Origin of the sequence: Ruegeria sp. SCP11 (assembly GCF_040329455.1) — a bacterium.
Taxonomy (GTDB): Bacteria; Pseudomonadota; Alphaproteobacteria; order Rhodobacterales; family Rhodobacteraceae; genus Ruegeria; species Ruegeria atlantica_E.
The window spans coordinates 69,601-84,882 of record NZ_JBDZYG010000003.1 but is presented as its reverse complement, the minus strand read 5'-3'; the positions used below and the strand labels follow the sequence as shown (position 1 = coordinate 84,882).

The following is a 15,282-nucleotide window of genomic DNA, read 5'->3' as shown; positions in this document are numbered from 1 at the left end:
CAGGTTTGGGGTTGAGAATTCTGGCCAACGGGCGAGGCTGGCCGAGCGTATCTTGGGCGTCTTAGGAACATACCAACCAGACGATTGATGGTCGGCTCTGCGTTTATGGAAATGAAGGTGTAATGCCCCCCTTGTGACAGGTTACTCTTCAGGAGGGATGTTCCGGAGAAAGTATTTAACTAGGGGGGCATTACATGCCCGGAGGGGTTTCTTGATCTCCGGAGGGTGTAACGCTCCCCTAATATTTAATTTCTTTTCTCTTACAGTATATTTGACACAAGGGAGCCATTACACGGCAACCTCCACCTTCGGTGCAGCGTTGGTCTCTAATCTCGAGGCACTCTGGCGAGTACGGCATGCATTCACACGCCTCCGGTTTGCCCGCCTATCGGCCTCGGCAATCGGATCGGCAAAGCCCGTTTCTGAAAGGGTTTTCGAGATGACCGTCTGGCGCGCCAGTTCACAATCTCCACGCTGTGTACATGTCGAGCAAATAGGATTGTCAGACGTGACTACTCCGGGCACACCAAAACAACTCTGGTAGAACTTCTTGCTTGTAGGCGTCTTGAGCTCAACGGTTCTAAGGAAGCCGTTGGCAACGTCTTCTCGTGCTTTGCGTTCAGCACATTCGACGGCCTTTTCCCCAAGGAAGTGACAATCAACGGCACGGAAATACTGGCGCTCGACCACGTGCTTGGCAACAAACCCGTCTATTGAATATACGCCGCGACTCACCAAATCGAGCATCTCTTTACGAAATTGACGCTGCGCCGGAAGGCCCTGGTAGGAAAAATATGCGTACTGGGGCATGACCTTCATCCGGTTCAATTCGAGGCCATGGCGGTCATCACTCCAGAACTCCACTATCTTGGTCAACCAGGCATCGTACGCCTTCTCGGTAGGCCATAGCTGGTTAGGCTGCGGCGGAAATTTGCGTTTGCGCGCCGCCGCGAACTTGAATGCGAACTCTAAGTAAGCAGGATACGGCAATCCGATCCGATCAGCTTTCAAACGTGCATTGTTGAGTTGGGTTAAATCGGAGCTCCGTTTGAAATAGCTCAACTTAAAACCGATCTTAATATCGGATGCAGCGATCACATCGATATTCTCGCGATAGTAATTTTTGTATGCTTCGATATAGGCACGATGGAACTGCTTCGTGGCATCCATGGGGGTCAGAAAACGATACTCCGGCCATTTGGTCGGCATCACTTCCGCTTCGAGTGCACGGTATCTTGTGGGTATCAGCTTCAGCATGCGGTGAAGCATATTCAGCCTTAGTTTATGTTCATCCATTGTCATTTGAGATGCCTCCTTCGTGCCGGGACCGCCCTTGAGGTCGAAATCCCGGTCTTGTCTTTGTGCTTGTGGTGGGTGGGTTGTTGCTAGCGCCAGATCAGACGAGGTGGGTCTCTTCTGAACCTGCGTTCCAGCGTCCATCAGTCCAGTGACCCAACTTCATGGCGGTGTCGCGCAACTTGCGAAACCGGCGACGAGCCTGCTCGATCATCCGATAGCCCTGCCGGTAATCCGGTGCCTCATAGTAACCTAAACGCAGACCTTCGATTTCGCGTATGAGATCACTGGCACGCTTATCGAGAAAGCGAGCCTGATCTTCACGAGAAAGCTGACGCAGTGCGGTAAGCGGGGGCAAAGGCGGAATCTGCGGCGGAAACAACGGGGTTTCGGTAACCGATCCTGTTCCGTCGATGTTGGTGGGCGTTATATGAGTTAACTCCTGGTGTTCAAGCATCTGGAGCAATTCATTGGTAATACCCAGAAGGCAGCTGACAAGCTCCGAAGCGTCCTTGTCGCCATTAAGCTCATCGGCCATCGTCTTCAGCAAGAAAAACACTGTGTCCTTGTCGATGAAATCGTGATTTGCTCCAGAGATGTTCTTCTTGAGATCGATGTTGGGAGCAGTCAGTTTGCCAACATCTATTGTTCCGCCAAGGCGGTTGGAGGTCGTGTCCATTTTGGATTCCTTTAAAAGCTTTAATTGGTGAGACCAGCTGTCGGCCTCTTAATTTACTATAGCAATGCGTCCGTCGACTTGCGGCTTGTTGCGAAATTTTTTTGACTCGAACTTTGTGACATGCCGAAGTGAACATCCGTTGGCGGGTGATTTTTCTTACAAAACGGTTCCCTGCCGCGTTCTAAGATTACCTTTCTACTTGAATGGAAAATAATGAGGCCATGATCGCTGCTGTTCACCTCTTCAAATCAGCCGTCCCGACCTTCCGTGCCGAATTGTTCATCCTGACGGCCAACATCGCGTGGACATGTCTACTCCGCGCTTGTTTAATGAAGGAGGGCATCGCCTACCGGCAACCGCTGGATCGAACTTGTTCTCGGAGAGTGTGCAGAAAAACAGAACAGCTATCGTTGATGATGATCAGTAGCCGCGTAGTCCAGGCAGCGTGGATGGAAACTTCAGCCAGAGGATCATCTTAGTTGCGTGGCTTTGTTTTAGTCGGGCGCAGAGGTCGGAGCGGGAAGCCCGCTAGGGAGCGGCGGCCTGAACTTGTAGTTGGTCCCTGGGTTATCGAAATCACCATCGAAAATGGTGGGGGCGGCACCATCCAAAAATTTCTTTTAAAATATATCAATATCTTATGACTTTTCTCCGATCTACAACGCGCATCCGACGTTGTGCTTGCTATAGACTTATTGATCACACGAAAAAGGAGCCTCCCGGCAATGCGTACGCAGATCAGGAATTCGGCACCCGAGTCCGAAACTTCGGTGGCTGAACACCACCCTGGCATCTGGGTTATGGATACAACCCTCCAGTCGGTCACGAAATGAGTAGTGACGAAGCACTCCTCACGATCGAGGAATTCGCGGCCTCCTTACATCGCACGATCACCCCCAAAACGGTTCGGGCCATGATCCACCAGGGCGAGATCAACGCGGTTCGCCTCGGCAAGCGCTACTACATGACCCGCGAGGAATTGAAGAGGTTCACAACGACATGCCACGTAAACGCAAACCGGCCCGGCTCTTCCAACGCAAAGACGATGGCGCATGGGTCATCCTCGACGGAGGACAGCAGATCCGGACAGGCTTTGGTGATGGATTTCATGAGGCAGCGGAAGAAGTCCTGAGCAATTACATCGCCAGCAAGAAGTGGAAAGATGATCGCGTCCGCGACCCGAGCGAGATCACCGTCGGCGAGATTTTGGTGCATTACGGCGAGGCCAAGGTAAAGGTGGTCCGCGACAGGGAACGTCTGCTCTACACGATACAGGCACTGTCGCCCTACTGGAGCGACCTCAAGGTGTCCCAGATCGACATCGACAGGTGTCGGGGCTACACGGCCTGGAGACGGTGCGCCGCATGGACCGTCCGGCGCGAGATGAACACACTGAACGCCGCTGTCAAATACGCCTTGGCGTCGCGCAGGATCAGCCATGCACCGATCGTTACCCTGCCTGACAAGGGAGTCGCCAATGACCGCTGGCTGACCGAGGAGGAGGTCCAGCGCTTTCTGGAGGCCTCTGCTTCTCACGTCCAGAGGTTCATCAAGATAGCGCTATACACCGGGCGTCGGAAGACCGCGATCACGCGGCTGAAGTGGATGCCCTCCCTTGATAGCGGCTGGGTCGAGCTTGACAGTGGGGTGATCCATTTCCTTGGCAAGGCCGAGGCCGAGACCAAGAAGCGCAAGGGAATGATCAAGATGCCTGGCACGCTCCACGCAGAAATGAAGACCTGGACGCAGGAGGGGAGCCACGTGGTGTCGTTCAAGGGCGTGCCGATAGGTCGGATCGACAAGGCATTCCGTATTGCCGTCCAGCGAGCCGGTCTTAAGGACGTGACACCGCACACCCTGAAGCACACAGCGGTTACCTGGGCGTTCATGCGCGGCATGACGCTGGAGGACGCCACGGCCTACTTTGCGACCTCGCGTGAGACCCTGGAAAACGTCTATAGGTCCTACAGCCCAGATGCGCTGAAGAACGCAACGGAGATTATGGACTGGAAGATCTGAAATGAAACTGTGGTAGTTGGTCGATGCCGGTTGCGAACGAACTGAGCACATCCAGCGAAGGAAATGTTGCGGCCGATCCGCAGAAAACAACAAAGGCGCCCTTGGGCGCTTTGTTTTATTGGTCGGAGTGAGAGGATTCGAACCTCCGACCCCTGCCTCCCGAAGACAGTGCTCTACCAGGCTGAGCTACACTCCGACCGTGGCGGGTGATCTATACCTGGGGATTTGGATGTGCAAGAGGGATTTTATGCCGGAGCACGGGAATTCTCGTGGCTAAACTAGGTTTTGCTATGTCGCCGAGATGGCGCTAGGGCAGGGGGTCGGTTCGGTACAGCCGGATTTTCGTGCCACCGTGGTCTACAACCGGCCCAGGAGGCAGCAAGGGCAGCCTTGTTGAGCGGGCCAGCGACTGATTGCTGGTTACGATGCCAACACGCCAGCCGGAAAATCGAGACGCCAAAGTCTTGCCCAAACTGCCGTAGAGGGAGCGCAGACGCTTTTCATCCCCGATCCTCGCTCCATAGGGCGGATTGACGATAACCAAACCTGCAGGGCCTGTTGGAGGTTTTATGTCGCTGACCGACCGGGTCTGAAACCGGGTGTGGGCGGCAATCCCGGCGCGGTCAGCATTGGTGCTGGCCGCGTCGACAGCACCCGCATTTCGATCGGATCCATAGAACACAACGTCTGTTTCTGACTGAGGTTGGGGTTGCCGCAAAGCACCCCACGCGGTCGAGTCAAACCCGTGCAGGTTTTCGAAAGCAAAGCTGCGAGAACGGCCGGGGTTCAGCCCCATCGCAATCTCGGCGGCTTCAATAACAAATGTGCCCGAGCCACACATCGGGTCCAGAACGGGCTCAGACCCGTCAAACCCACATTCGCGCAGGAACATAGCCGCCATGGTTTCGCGCATCGGCGCCTTGGCGACTGCTGGTTTGTGGCCACGCTTGTGCAGGGGTTCACCCGAGGTGTCTATAGAAAAGGTGCAGATGTCTTTTTCGATACGAAGCAGTACCCGCAATTCCGCATCGGATGAGATCGTAGCACCGAGCGTTTCAGCAATCGCCCGCTCGATCCTCTGACGGGCTGCACCCGCATGGTAGATGCGGGACTTGCGGCTCGTCGCCTCGACCTTGACCGGAATGTCAGGACGCAGGAATTCTGCCCATGGGAACTTGCGCGCGCGTTTGTCGAGCTGCGCCAAGTGTACCGCCGGGAAACTGCCTATTCGGACCAGCACCTTGTTGGCCCCGCGCAGGCTCAAGTTCGCGCGCCAGACTTCGGTCCAGTTGCCTTGGCAGCTTACTCCGCCCGGCATGATTTTGGCGGATTCGAATCCCTTCTCGACCGCTTCGGCATGCAAAGGTGCCTCGAGCCCGGGAGTGGCCACCAAAAATATCTCTAGATTGCGCGTTTGTTCCATTCGCAGTCCTTACACCGGAAGCATTCCAAGCGCGACCAGCATTTTTTCTTGGAAAAAATGAAATTGTTCAAAGGAAAGTGACATTCCGCACACAATATGGGCCGCAACGGGTTTGCCTTTATCACCTTCCCCGCGTAAAGGGTCCCTGATCAGAATTACGCCCGCGGATTTTCGGCGCATTTCGACGCTTTTGCGACGACTGCACAGCGATCACGCGTTATTGTCGGCCCCAGAAATGGGTTCGATGAATCTGGCGCAAGAAAAAGAGGCTTGGAAGACAGTAGCGACATGCAAACTTTCAAACTGAAAAAAGGGTTGGAGCTGCCGGTGCTGGGTGCGCCGGATCAGACGATCCAACCGGGACCTGAATTCAAGACTGTTGGGGTATTGGGCGGGGATTACCTGGGCCTGAAGCCGCGCATGCTGGTTCAGGAAGGTGACACGGTCCAGCGCGGAACGCCGCTGTTCTGCCACAAGGACGCGCCCGACGCGATGATGGTTGCCCCGATGTCCGGCAAGGTCGCGGCGATCAACCGTGGCGCGCGTCGCGTGCTGCAGAGCGTGGTGATCGAGGTGTCGGACGCCAACGATACTGGGATCGATTTCTCGGCTGTAGGTAATACGGACACAGCTGAAGGCTTAGCCGAAAAGCTGTGCGCGGCCGGTCTGTGGACTGCGTTCCGCACTCGGCCCTATTCGAAGATGCCGGTGCCGGGCTCCAAACCTGCGGCCATCTTTGTGACCGCCATGGATAGTGAGCCGCTGGCAGCAGACGCAGCGGTGATCATTTCTGACGCCGGTGAAGCGTTTGCCGCGGGCCTAGCCGCGATTGCGAAGCTGACAGAGGGCAAGACGTATCTGTGCCACAAGGACGGCGACTCCATTCCTGGCGCGGATGTGCCGGGTGTCGAAGCCGCCGCGTTCTCGGGGCCGCATCCCGCAGGTCTGGCCGGTACACATATTCACTTCCTTGAACCGCTGGCAGGGGACAAGCAGGTCTGGACCATCGGATATCAGGACGTGATCGCCATTGGCCGCCTTATGCAAACCGGTCATCTGGACCCGAACGTTGTGATCGCGCTCAGCGGTCCGGGCGCGCGTCAGCCGCGTCTGATCCGTACGGTGATGGGCGCCTCGACCGACGATCTGACCAGTGATGAGATCGCTGTGGACGGTACGCCGCGGATTATCTCGGGCTCGATCCTGTCGGGAACGCAAGCCGAAGGTCCCACCGCATATCTGGGCCGATTTGCGCGCCAGATTTCTATTATCCGGGAAGATCATGACCAGATCCCGATGGGGTGGATTCGTCCGATGCCGTCGAAATTCTCGGTGCAGCCGGTTTTGGGTTCGGCGCTGTCGAATAAGCTCTTCAACTTGACCAGCAACCTGAACGGTGGCCGCCGCGCGATGGTCCCCACGGGTGTGTTCGAGCGTCTGATGCCGCAGGACTATTTGCCGACGCAGCTGCTGCGCGCGCTGCTGGTGATGGATACCGACAGTGCTCAGGCACTGGGTGCGCTCGAGCTGGACGAAGAGGATCTGGGCCTTGTGGGCTTTGCCTGTCCGGCAAAATATGAATACGGGCTGGCGCTGCGCGACTGCCTGACCAAGATTGAAAAGGAGGGCTGATCCAAATGGGTTTGCGCAACTTCTTCGATCGGATTGAGCCGAACTTTACCAAGGGCGGCAAGTACGAGAAGCTTTTCCCTATCTACGAGATGGTGGAAAGCTTTATCTACACTCCGAAAACCGTCACCACTGTAGCCCCGCATGCACGGTCCTTCGTCGATATGAAGCGGATCATGACCTATGTCGTGATCGCGACGATCCCCTGTATCCTGTGGGGGATGTACAATACCGGCTACCAGGCCAACTCGGCAATTGCCGCGTTGGGGCCGGACTCGGCGACCGGATGGCGGATTGCCATTCTGCAGGCGTTTGGGATTTCTCTGGACCCAAGCAGCATTTTTGCCAATGTGATGCACGGGCTGATGTACTTCCTACCGATCTACATCGTAACCTTGGTTGCAGGCGGTATCTTCGAGGTCATCTTCGCAACCGTGCGTGGGCATGAGGTGAACGAGGGTTTTCTTGTTACCTCTATGCTTTATACGCTGATCATGCCGGCAACGACCCCGCTGTGGCAGGTTGCGCTGGGGATTATCTTCGGCGTCGTGATCGGTAAGGAAGTCTTCGGCGGCACCGGCAAGAACTTCCTCAACCCTGCGCTAGTGGGACGGGCGTTCCTGTATTTTGCCTATCCGGCAAACATGTCAGGTGACACTGTCTGGACCCCGGTCGACGGTTTCTCGGGCGCGACGGCGCTATCGGTTTCAGCGTCTGAGGGCTATCAGGCGCTGGCAGCTGAAGGTTTGACCTGGTGGAATGCCTTCATGGGCTTCATGCAGGGCAGCTTTGGTGAGACTTCGACGCTAGCTTGTATTATTGGTCTGGCTTTCTTGCTGGCCACTCGGATCGCAAACTATCGCCTGATTGTCGGCTGTCTGGCGGGTACCATCGGCTTTACCCTGCTGCTGAACCTGATTGGATCGGACACCAACCCGATGTTCGCGATGCCGTGGTACTGGCACATTGTAATCGGCGGCTATGCCTTCGGTCTGGCCTTCATGGTGACCGAGCCCGTCTCGGCCAGCCACACCAACTTGGGTCGCTACATCTACGGTGCGCTGATCGGTGTCATGGTTGTGATGATCCGTGTCCTCAACCCGGCTTTCCCTGAAGGCATGATGCTGGCCATCCTGTTCGGCAACGTCTTTGCACCGCTGATCGACTATTTTGTCGTTCAGGCCAACATCAAACGGAGGGCGCGTCGCCATGTCTGATACGCAATCCCAAGAACCCAAGGGCGCGATTGCCAAGTTTCTGGCGGCTTCGCCGGATTCTGTCGGCAAGACGATTTTCGTCGCCGTTGCCGTCTGCCTGCTTGCCTCGATGGTCGTTTCTTCTGCTGCAGTTAGCTTGCGCCCTGTACAGCAAGCCAACGCGCTGAAGGACAAGCAGGTCAACGTGTTGCAGGTGGCAGGCGTCTATGAGCCCGGCGTCAACGTCTCTGAGGCATTCGCTGCGTTCGAGCCGCACGTGCTGGAACTGTCCACCGGCGACTTCGTCGACGATCAGTTCGATCCGGCCACCTTTGACGACATTGCCGCGGCCAGCGATCCCGAACTGAGCGTTGCGTTGGATAACGACCCGGCGGGTATTGGCCGCAAGTCCAAATACCGCGTGATCTATCTGTTGCGCGACGACGCAGGTGATCTGGACAAGGTGATTCTGCCTCTGCACGGCTATGGCCTGTGGTCCACTCTCTATGGTTTTATCGCGCTGGAAAACAACGGCAACGATATCTATGGCCTGCAGTTCTATCAGCATGGTGAAACACCGGGCTTGGGTGCCGAGGTGGACAATCCGCGCTGGAAAGCGCTGTGGAATGGCAAGCGGTTGCGCGACGATAATGGTGATCTGCAGATCACCGTCGCCAAGTCACAACCGGCTGCAGGACCCGATTTCTATGTCGACGCATTGGCCGGTGCTACGCTGACCTCGGTTGGTGTCGACAACCTCGTGAAATTCTGGATGGGCGATGCGGGCTACGCTCCGTTTCTGGCCAAGCTGCAAGCAGGAGAGCTCTGATGTCCCAGACCAAAAAAGAGATGCTGGTCGATCCGCTTGTCGACAACAACCCTATCACCCTGCAGGTGCTGGGTATCTGTTCGGCTCTGGCGGTGACCTCGTCGCTGCAGGTTTCCTTCGTGATGGCGCTGGCGGTGACTTTCGTGACGTCGTTCTCGTCCTTCTTTATCTCGTGCCTGCGCAACCAGATACCTGGCTCAATCCGGATCATCGTGCAAATGGTGATCATCGCCTCGCTGGTGATCCTGGTGGATCAGGTCCTCAAGGCCTATGCCTTTGAAATCTCGAAGACCCTGTCGGTTTTCGTCGGTCTGATCATCACCAACTGTATTGTGATGGGCCGCGCTGAGGCATTTGCAATGAAGAACCCGCCGGTCGCGTCCTTTATCGACGGCTTGGGCAACGGCATGGGCTATGGCCTGATCCTACTGCTGGTCGGTTTCATTCGTGAGCTGTTCGGCGCCGGGTCGCTGTTCGGTGTCACCATTCTGCAAACGGTCAACAACGGTGGCTGGTATGTGCCCAACGGCATGCTGCTGCTGCCTCCGTCGGCATTCTTCATCATCGGTCTGATCATCTGGGCGTTCCGCACATGGAAGCCAAACCAGGTGGAAGAGCGTGAATACAAAATTCAGCAGGTAGAGGCCCACTGATGGAAGGTCTGATCTCACTGGCCGTAAAGGCCATCTTTGTCGAAAACCTTGCGCTCAGCTTCTTCCTGGGGATGTGTACTTTCATCGCCGTGTCCAAGAAGATTTCAACCGCGCTGGGTCTGGGTATCTCGGTTATGGTCGTACAGGCCATCACCGTTCCCACCAACAACCTGCTGTTGAACTACCTGCTCAAACCGGGCGCGTTGTCCTGGGCCGGGTTCCCGGATGTGGACCTGACCTTCCTGGGCCTGATCTCGTATATCGGCGTGATCGCGGCGATGGTTCAGATTCTCGAGATGATCTTGGATAAGTATTTCCCGCCGCTCTACAACGCGCTGGGGATCTTCTTGCCATTGATCACGGTGAACTGCGCCATCCTGGGTGGTTCGCTGTTCATGGTGGAACGCGACTATAACTTTGCCGAGGCCGCCACCTATGGTCTTTCTTCCGGCTTTGGCTGGGCGTTGGCGATCACTGCGATGGCGGGTGTGCGCGAAAAGCTGAAGTACTCGGATATTCCTGACGGCCTACAGGGTCTGGGGATCACCTTTATCACCGCGGGACTGATGGCGATGGCCTTCATGTCCTTCTCGGGCGTGAAACTGTAAGGAGGCGTCGATGGAAACTTTTAGCCTTGGCGTAATCCTATTTACCCTGATCGTTCTGGGCCTGGTTGCCATCATCATGGCCGCGCGTTCGCGCCTGGTGTCGACCGGGAACGTCAACATCACCATCAACGGTGAGAAAACCGTTTCGGTACCGGCAGGCGGCAAGCTGCTGCAGACTCTGGCGGCCGAGAAGCTCTTCGTCCCGTCGGCCTGTGGCGGTGGCGGAACCTGCGCGCAGTGCCGGGTGAAGGTGCATTCGGGTGGCGGGTCAATTCTGCCGACCGAAGAAAGCCACATCACCAAGCGCGAAGCTGCCTGCGGCGACCGTCTGTCGTGTCAGGTCGCTGTAAAGCAAGACATGGAGATCGAAGTCCCCGAAGAGGTCTTTGGTGTCAAGAAATGGGAATGCACGGTTCGGTCGAACGAGAACGTGGCAACCTTCATCAAGGCGCTGACGCTGGATCTTCCGGAAGGCGAGGATGTGAACTTTCGCGCAGGTGGCTACATCCAGATCGAAGCCCCAGCACACCAGCTGTCCTATACCGATTTCGATGTGGAAGAAGAGTATCGCGAAGATTGGGATCGCTTCAATCTTTGGCAATACAAATCCGTGGTAAGCGAGCCGATTGAACGCGCATATTCGATGGCCAACTATCCGGACGAAAAGGGCATGATCATGCTGAACGTCCGGGTCGCTTCGCCGCCTCCGGGGTCGGAAGGTATCCCACCGGGACAGATGTCATCTTACATCTTCAACCTGAAGCCGGGTGATAAGGTGACGATTTCGGGTCCGTTTGGTGAATTCTTTGCCCGTGAAACCGAGAAAGAGATGGTCTTCATTGGCGGTGGTGCCGGTATGGCACCTATGCGCAGCCACATCTTCGACCAGCTCAAGCGACTTGAAAACCGCAACCGCAAGATCAGCTTCTGGTATGGTGCGCGGTCGAAAAAAGAGATGTTCTTTGTCGAAGACTTCGACTCGCTGGCCGAAGAGTTCGACAATTTCGAATGGCACGTGGCCTTGTCGGACGCACAGCCCGAGGACGATTGGAAAGGCTATACCGGCTTCATCCACAATGTTCTGTTCGAAGAGTACCTCAAGAACCACCCTGCGCCTGAGGATTGCGAGTTCTACATGTGTGGTCCGCCAATCATGAACCAGTCGGTCATCAACATGCTGCTGGATCTGGGGGTAGACCGCGAAGACATCATGCTCGACGATTTCGGCGGGTGAGAAACTAAAAAACCGGCGCCAAACGCGCCGGTTTTTTTTTAAAGCCGCAAGTCGCTGGCTTCTTTGGGTAAGCAGGACTTCACGTCGTAAAGCACCGATTGCTCCTTGCCGTAGGACCGGATTTGTACCGGGTCGAGGGCTTTGAATTCCTGATGTGCCACGGCGAGAACCACGCCGTCATAGGCACCAGGTTGCGGCTCTTCGATCAAAGAAATCCCATATTCGGCCTGGGCTGCCTGACTGTCGGCATGGGGGTCGTAGACATCGACCGTGATCCCGTAATCCTCTAGTTCTTCGATGATATCGACCACACGGGTATTCCGCAGGTCAGGGCAGTTTTCCTTGAACGTCAGCCCCATGACGAGCACACGGGCACAAGCCACGTTGATGCCATCCCGCATCATCCGTTTGACCAGCTGCGAGACGATATATCCGCCCATGCTGTCATTCAAACGCCGCCCGGCCAGAATGATCTGTGGATGGTGGCCGACTGCCTCGGCCTTGTGGGTGAGGTAGTAAGGGTCAACACCGATGCAATGCCCACCGACCAGCCCGGGGCGGAAGGGTAGGAAATTCCATTTTGTGCCAGCGGCCCTCAGAACGGCCTCGGTGTCGATATCCATCCGTCCGAAGATCATCGCCAGTTCGTTAACCAGCGCGATGTTCAAGTCACGTTGCGTGTTTTCGATGACTTTCGCAGCCTCAGCCACGCGGATGCTTTCGGCTTTATGGGTCCCGGCGTTGATTATCCGTGCATAAAGCGCGTCCACCAGATCGGCCACTTCGGGCGTTGATCCCGAGGTCACCTTGCAGATGTCGGAAATCCTGTGCGTTTTGTCTCCTGGATTAATCCGCTCAGGGCTGTAACCCGCGAAGAAATCCGTGTTGAATGTCAGTCCCGAGGCCTGCTCAAGAACCGGCACGCAGTCTTCTTCGGTTGCGCCAGGGTAAACGGTGGATTCATAAATCACCAGGTCACCCGGTTTCAGCAACTCACCAACCATTTTGGACGCGCTGAGCAACGGTGAAAGATCCGGTTGCTTTCCCGCCGTGATCGGAGTTGGCACAGTCACGATATAGGTATCGCAGGCCGCCAGTTCGGCTAGATCAGTTGTGAAGGCCAACCCAGCCGCAGCAGCCAGATCATCAGACTCGACCTCTTGCGTTGCATCATACCCTGCGCGCAAGGCGGCAATCCGGGACGGGTTAATATCGTAGCCGACCACTGAGCCAATCTTGCCGAAGGCCACTGCCAGCGGTAAGCCGACATAACCCAGACCGATTACAGCAATCCGACGATTATTCGGGTTGGTTTCAAACATCAGAACACCTCGGGCAATCGCCAGAGCCAAGCCCGCCCTCGGAGAGCAGAAGATTTTTCAGATGGAAACCATTTAGTCTCGCGGTGCCTGTCACCAGAACACGTTTCATTCATCCCTCGACCTTGACGCAGTCTTTGATGCATCAGGGATACTGTCGCCGAGCCAAGGTCAAGGGGATTTTCCGAGAATCCGTTCAGCCGACGATCATCTGCTTCATGCGAAGCGCTTCGTATTCCAGCTCTTTCAAGCGGAAATGTACCACGTCACCGATAGTGATCACGCCGCACAGGTTGCCATCCCGCAAGACGGGCATGTGGCGAAAACGACCGTCGGTCATGGCTTTCAGGACGTCGTTCAGCAGATCATCTGGCGAGCAAGTCTTAACCTCACGGGTCATCAGATCCTCTACCGATTGCGGCAGGGTTTGACCCGGCGTATCCGCCATGCGCCGCACGATGTCACGTTCGGACAGAATGCCCTGCAAGCTGCCATTTTGATCGGTCACGAGGACCGCGCCAATCCGCTTTTCCTTGAGCGTATTGACGACCGAGTGGATCGTATCATTCGGGCGCACCGAAAACACCGCATCCCCTTTGCCGTCCAGCAGCTTGGCGACGGTTGTCTGTGAGTGCGACAGGTTCGACTCTGTCGATTGGCTGTACGTAGTCTTGTCAGCCTTATCACCGCGCGACGGGGATTGGTAAGAGGTTGGGGCCATGGGCAATCTCCTTATGGTTATTGCAAAGTCTTTCCCTTTCACCTTAGCGCAGCTAAACGACCTGTATAGGGTGCAATTGCGCTGATCGGCAAAATTCACCGGCCACTAACGGAACCTTAAGCTTTTGAACGATCTGTACCTTACGCCACCAATCGCTGCTTTGATTTTCTTTTTCGTGGTGGTGTGCGGTCATAATTTCCGCAAGGCCTGGAAACAGCAGCCGCCGGGGTGGCAGAAACGCGCGTGGCTGTTTGGGGTACCAGCGGCGGTTGGTCTTTTGGTGCTGGGCTTTATGCCGCTCAAGCTTTGATGTCGGTTTGACTCTGGCTGGGGTGGCTGGCATATGCCGGGCACCGATTTTCCAGGAGACCCCAATGCGTCTTGTGCCTGTGCTGGCTTTCGCCTCATTTCTATCCGGCTGCCTGTTCGATAAGGAACCAGAAGTGGTTCGCCTTTCGGGCGAGACGATGGGAACGACCTTCAATATCACCGCGATTGGTGAAGACCTGGACGAAAATGCCCTTGCCGCTTCGGTCGAAGAGACTTTGGCCGAGGTCAATGCCAAGATGTCCAACTGGGATCCGAATTCGGAGGTTTCGACTTTCTCCGCCGCAACCAGTACCGATCCGATGCCGATCTCCGCAGAATTCGCTCAGGTGATGGAAGCCGCGAATGACGTACACGATAAGACTGGCGGCACATTTGACGTTACCCTCGGTCCGCTGATCGAACTGTGGGGCTTTGGTCCGCGCACTCCAGAGGATCCTGTTCCTTCGGAGGCGGATATTCAGGCCGCTCTGGATGGTGTAGGCCAGAATCGACTGCTGACATTGGACTCTGAGGCCGGAACGTTGACCAAATCTGACGCAAGCGTCGGGATCAACCTGTCCGCCATTGCCAAAGGGTATGGAATTGATGCGGTTGCGGAAACCTTGCGTGAAGCCGGGATCGAAAACTATTTGGTCGAGATTGGCGGCGATCTGGTTACCATGGGCCAGAACGACAAGGGCGAGGCATGGCGCATCGGTATTGAAAAACCGCAAGCGGGCGCGCAATCCCCGCAGTTGATTGTCTCGGTGAGCGATTTGGGCATGGCAAGCTCGGGCGACTACAAGAATTTCTTCGAACAGGACGGTGTGCGGTATTCTCATATCATCGACCCAACGACCGGTCGCCCGATCACGCATCGGACCACCTCGGTCACAGTTTTGGCCGACAATGCGATGATGGCGGATGCGTGGGCCACAGCGATGCTGGCTCTGGGCCAGGAAAAGGGCCTGGAGTTGGCCGAAAAGCATAAACTTGCCGTGTATTTCATCTCGCGGGATGTGACAGGTGGCGAAGACGCCTATATCACGGTACACAGCACTGCGTTCAAAGACGCGCTTGGCACCAACTGACTGGTAGGAACCACGATGAGCACTTTTATTCTGGCCTTTATCTTGCTGCTGATCATTGTGGTTGGCATGTCCCTTGGGGTCATGTTGATGGGCAAGAACATAAAGGGCAGCTGCGGTGGATTGAACGCGATCTCGGGTGCAGACAAGTGCGTGGTCTGCAAAAAGGATGTAGACCCCAACAGCCCATTGCGTGACCAGTTGAAATGCAAACGCGCCAAGAAGATGCTGGATCAGATGGAGCGTCAGGCGGAAGCGTAATTTACGCTTCGCTACAGG

16 protein-coding genes, 1 tRNA gene and 1 pseudogene are annotated in these 15,282 nt (G+C 55.9%); 12 read left to right on the top strand and 6 right to left on the bottom strand.

Annotated elements, in window-relative coordinates; translation table 11 throughout:
• Positions 1-288 precede the first annotated feature (288 nt).
• A complete protein-coding gene (locus ABLN94_RS05975; protein WP_352990352.1) occupies positions 289-1,302 on the bottom strand; it encodes a hypothetical protein in 1,014 nt (337 codons plus the stop codon).
• A 94-nt stretch (positions 1,303-1,396) separates the two neighbouring features.
• The gene (locus ABLN94_RS05970) at positions 1,397-1,975 is read right to left on the bottom strand and encodes a hypothetical protein (protein ID WP_352990349.1); all 579 of its coding nucleotides are present in this window, start codon (positions 1,973-1,975) and stop codon (positions 1,397-1,399) included.
• 203 nt (positions 1,976-2,178) lie between these two features.
• Here ABLN94_RS05970 and ABLN94_RS05965 point away from each other — a divergent pair, with 203 nt between their 5' ends.
• From ABLN94_RS05965 to ABLN94_RS05955, 3 genes and pseudogenes are all read left to right on the top strand, one after another.
• Positions 2,179-2,454, top strand: coding sequence for a DUF3644 domain-containing protein (locus ABLN94_RS05965; protein ID WP_352990346.1), 276 nt, complete (start codon positions 2,179-2,181; stop codon positions 2,452-2,454).
• A gap of 350 nt (positions 2,455-2,804) precedes the next feature.
• Positions 2,805-2,957: pseudogene (locus ABLN94_RS05960) on the top strand (helix-turn-helix domain-containing protein); the annotation flags it as partial.
• Between the two features lie 17 nt (positions 2,958-2,974).
• Entirely contained in the window at positions 2,975-3,994 is a 1,020-nt protein-coding gene (locus tag ABLN94_RS05955) for a tyrosine-type recombinase/integrase (protein WP_352990343.1), read from the top strand.
• Between the two features lie 119 nt (positions 3,995-4,113).
• Here ABLN94_RS05955 and ABLN94_RS05950 read toward each other — a convergent pair.
• Both ABLN94_RS05950 and ABLN94_RS05945 read right to left on the bottom strand, forming a co-directional pair.
• A tRNA-Pro gene (locus ABLN94_RS05950) sits at positions 4,114-4,190 on the bottom strand.
• 111 nt (positions 4,191-4,301) lie between these two features.
• Positions 4,302-5,417: a THUMP domain-containing class I SAM-dependent RNA methyltransferase gene (locus ABLN94_RS05945; RefSeq protein ID WP_352990341.1), complete on the bottom strand. Its 1,116-nt coding sequence runs from the start codon at positions 5,415-5,417 to the stop codon at positions 4,302-4,304.
• A 288-nt stretch (positions 5,418-5,705) separates the two neighbouring features.
• On the opposite strand from ABLN94_RS05945, the gene ABLN94_RS05940 reads away from it, so the two are divergent.
• The 6 genes from ABLN94_RS05940 to nqrF are packed head-to-tail and all read left to right on the top strand — an operon-like array spanning position 5,706 to position 11,566.
• The gene (locus ABLN94_RS05940) at positions 5,706-7,049 is read left to right on the top strand and encodes a Na(+)-translocating NADH-quinone reductase subunit A (protein ID WP_352990338.1); all 1,344 of its coding nucleotides are present in this window, start codon (positions 5,706-5,708) and stop codon (positions 7,047-7,049) included.
• 5 nt (positions 7,050-7,054) lie between these two features.
• A complete protein-coding gene (locus tag ABLN94_RS05935; protein WP_170495201.1) occupies positions 7,055-8,263 on the top strand; it encodes an NADH:ubiquinone reductase (Na(+)-transporting) subunit B in 1,209 nt (402 codons plus the stop codon).
• On the top strand, positions 8,256-9,071 hold the full coding sequence (locus ABLN94_RS05930) for a Na(+)-translocating NADH-quinone reductase subunit C (RefSeq protein ID WP_352990335.1): 816 nt from the start codon (positions 8,256-8,258) through the stop codon (positions 9,069-9,071). Before ABLN94_RS05935 ends, ABLN94_RS05930 begins: the two co-directional genes overlap by 8 nt.
• Positions 9,071-9,724, top strand: a complete 654-nt coding sequence (locus ABLN94_RS05925) for an NADH:ubiquinone reductase (Na(+)-transporting) subunit D (protein WP_170495196.1) — start codon at positions 9,071-9,073, stop codon at positions 9,722-9,724. The genes ABLN94_RS05930 and ABLN94_RS05925 overlap by 1 nt, the downstream gene beginning before the upstream one ends.
• Positions 9,724-10,332 (top strand): NADH:ubiquinone reductase (Na(+)-transporting) subunit E, encoded by a 609-nt coding sequence (gene nqrE, locus ABLN94_RS05920; RefSeq protein WP_170389343.1) that lies wholly within the window; start codon positions 9,724-9,726, stop codon positions 10,330-10,332. Before ABLN94_RS05925 ends, nqrE begins: the two co-directional genes overlap by 1 nt.
• Before the next feature lie 10 nt (positions 10,333-10,342).
• A complete protein-coding gene (nqrF, locus tag ABLN94_RS05915) occupies positions 10,343-11,566 on the top strand; it encodes an NADH:ubiquinone reductase (Na(+)-transporting) subunit F (RefSeq protein ID WP_352990331.1) in 1,224 nt (407 codons plus the stop codon).
• A gap of 38 nt (positions 11,567-11,604) precedes the next feature.
• Here nqrF and tviB read toward each other — a convergent pair whose 3' ends face one another.
• Positions 11,605-12,888, bottom strand: a complete 1,284-nt coding sequence (tviB, locus tag ABLN94_RS05910; RefSeq protein ID WP_352990328.1) for a Vi polysaccharide biosynthesis UDP-N-acetylglucosamine C-6 dehydrogenase TviB — start codon at positions 12,886-12,888, stop codon at positions 11,605-11,607.
• A 193-nt stretch (positions 12,889-13,081) separates the two neighbouring features.
• Positions 13,082-13,606, bottom strand: coding sequence for a CBS domain-containing protein (locus ABLN94_RS05905; protein ID WP_352990325.1), 525 nt, complete (start codon positions 13,604-13,606; stop codon positions 13,082-13,084).
• 124 nt (positions 13,607-13,730) lie between these two features.
• Between ABLN94_RS05905 and ABLN94_RS05900 the strand changes: the two genes are divergently transcribed.
• From ABLN94_RS05900 to nqrM, 3 genes are all read left to right on the top strand, one after another.
• Positions 13,731-13,916: a hypothetical protein gene (locus tag ABLN94_RS05900; RefSeq protein WP_352990322.1), complete on the top strand. Its 186-nt coding sequence runs from the start codon at positions 13,731-13,733 to the stop codon at positions 13,914-13,916.
• A 64-nt stretch (positions 13,917-13,980) separates the two neighbouring features.
• Positions 13,981-15,006: an FAD:protein FMN transferase gene (locus ABLN94_RS05895; RefSeq protein WP_352990319.1), complete on the top strand. Its 1,026-nt coding sequence runs from the start codon at positions 13,981-13,983 to the stop codon at positions 15,004-15,006.
• 15 nt (positions 15,007-15,021) lie between these two features.
• Complete coding sequence (gene nqrM, locus ABLN94_RS05890; RefSeq protein WP_352990316.1) at positions 15,022-15,264, top strand: (Na+)-NQR maturation NqrM; 243 nt, start codon at positions 15,022-15,024, stop codon at positions 15,262-15,264.
• Positions 15,265-15,282 lie beyond the last annotated feature (18 nt).

Coding starts and splice junctions, on each gene's coding strand:
- ABLN94_RS05975 (WP_352990352.1), bottom strand. CDS start 1,302: ATGACAATGGATGAACATAAACTAAGGCTGAATATGCTTCACCGCATG.
- ABLN94_RS05970 (WP_352990349.1), bottom strand. CDS start 1,975: ATGGACACGACCTCCAACCGCCTTGGCGGAACAATAGATGTTGGCAAA.
- ABLN94_RS05965 (WP_352990346.1), top strand. CDS start 2,179: ATGGAAAATAATGAGGCCATGATCGCTGCTGTTCACCTCTTCAAATCA.
- ABLN94_RS05955 (WP_352990343.1), top strand. CDS start 2,975: ATGCCACGTAAACGCAAACCGGCCCGGCTCTTCCAACGCAAAGACGAT.
- ABLN94_RS05945 (WP_352990341.1), bottom strand. CDS start 5,417: ATGGAACAAACGCGCAATCTAGAGATATTTTTGGTGGCCACTCCCGGG.
- ABLN94_RS05940 (WP_352990338.1), top strand. CDS start 5,706: ATGCAAACTTTCAAACTGAAAAAAGGGTTGGAGCTGCCGGTGCTGGGT.
- ABLN94_RS05935 (WP_170495201.1), top strand. CDS start 7,055: ATGGGTTTGCGCAACTTCTTCGATCGGATTGAGCCGAACTTTACCAAG.
- ABLN94_RS05930 (WP_352990335.1), top strand. CDS start 8,256: ATGTCTGATACGCAATCCCAAGAACCCAAGGGCGCGATTGCCAAGTTT.
- ABLN94_RS05925 (WP_170495196.1), top strand. CDS start 9,071: ATGTCCCAGACCAAAAAAGAGATGCTGGTCGATCCGCTTGTCGACAAC.
- nqrE (WP_170389343.1), top strand. CDS start 9,724: ATGGAAGGTCTGATCTCACTGGCCGTAAAGGCCATCTTTGTCGAAAAC.
- nqrF (WP_352990331.1), top strand. CDS start 10,343: ATGGAAACTTTTAGCCTTGGCGTAATCCTATTTACCCTGATCGTTCTG.
- tviB (WP_352990328.1), bottom strand. CDS start 12,888: ATGTTTGAAACCAACCCGAATAATCGTCGGATTGCTGTAATCGGTCTG.
- ABLN94_RS05905 (WP_352990325.1), bottom strand. CDS start 13,606: ATGGCCCCAACCTCTTACCAATCCCCGTCGCGCGGTGATAAGGCTGAC.
- ABLN94_RS05895 (WP_352990319.1), top strand. CDS start 13,981: ATGCGTCTTGTGCCTGTGCTGGCTTTCGCCTCATTTCTATCCGGCTGC.
- nqrM (WP_352990316.1), top strand. CDS start 15,022: ATGAGCACTTTTATTCTGGCCTTTATCTTGCTGCTGATCATTGTGGTT.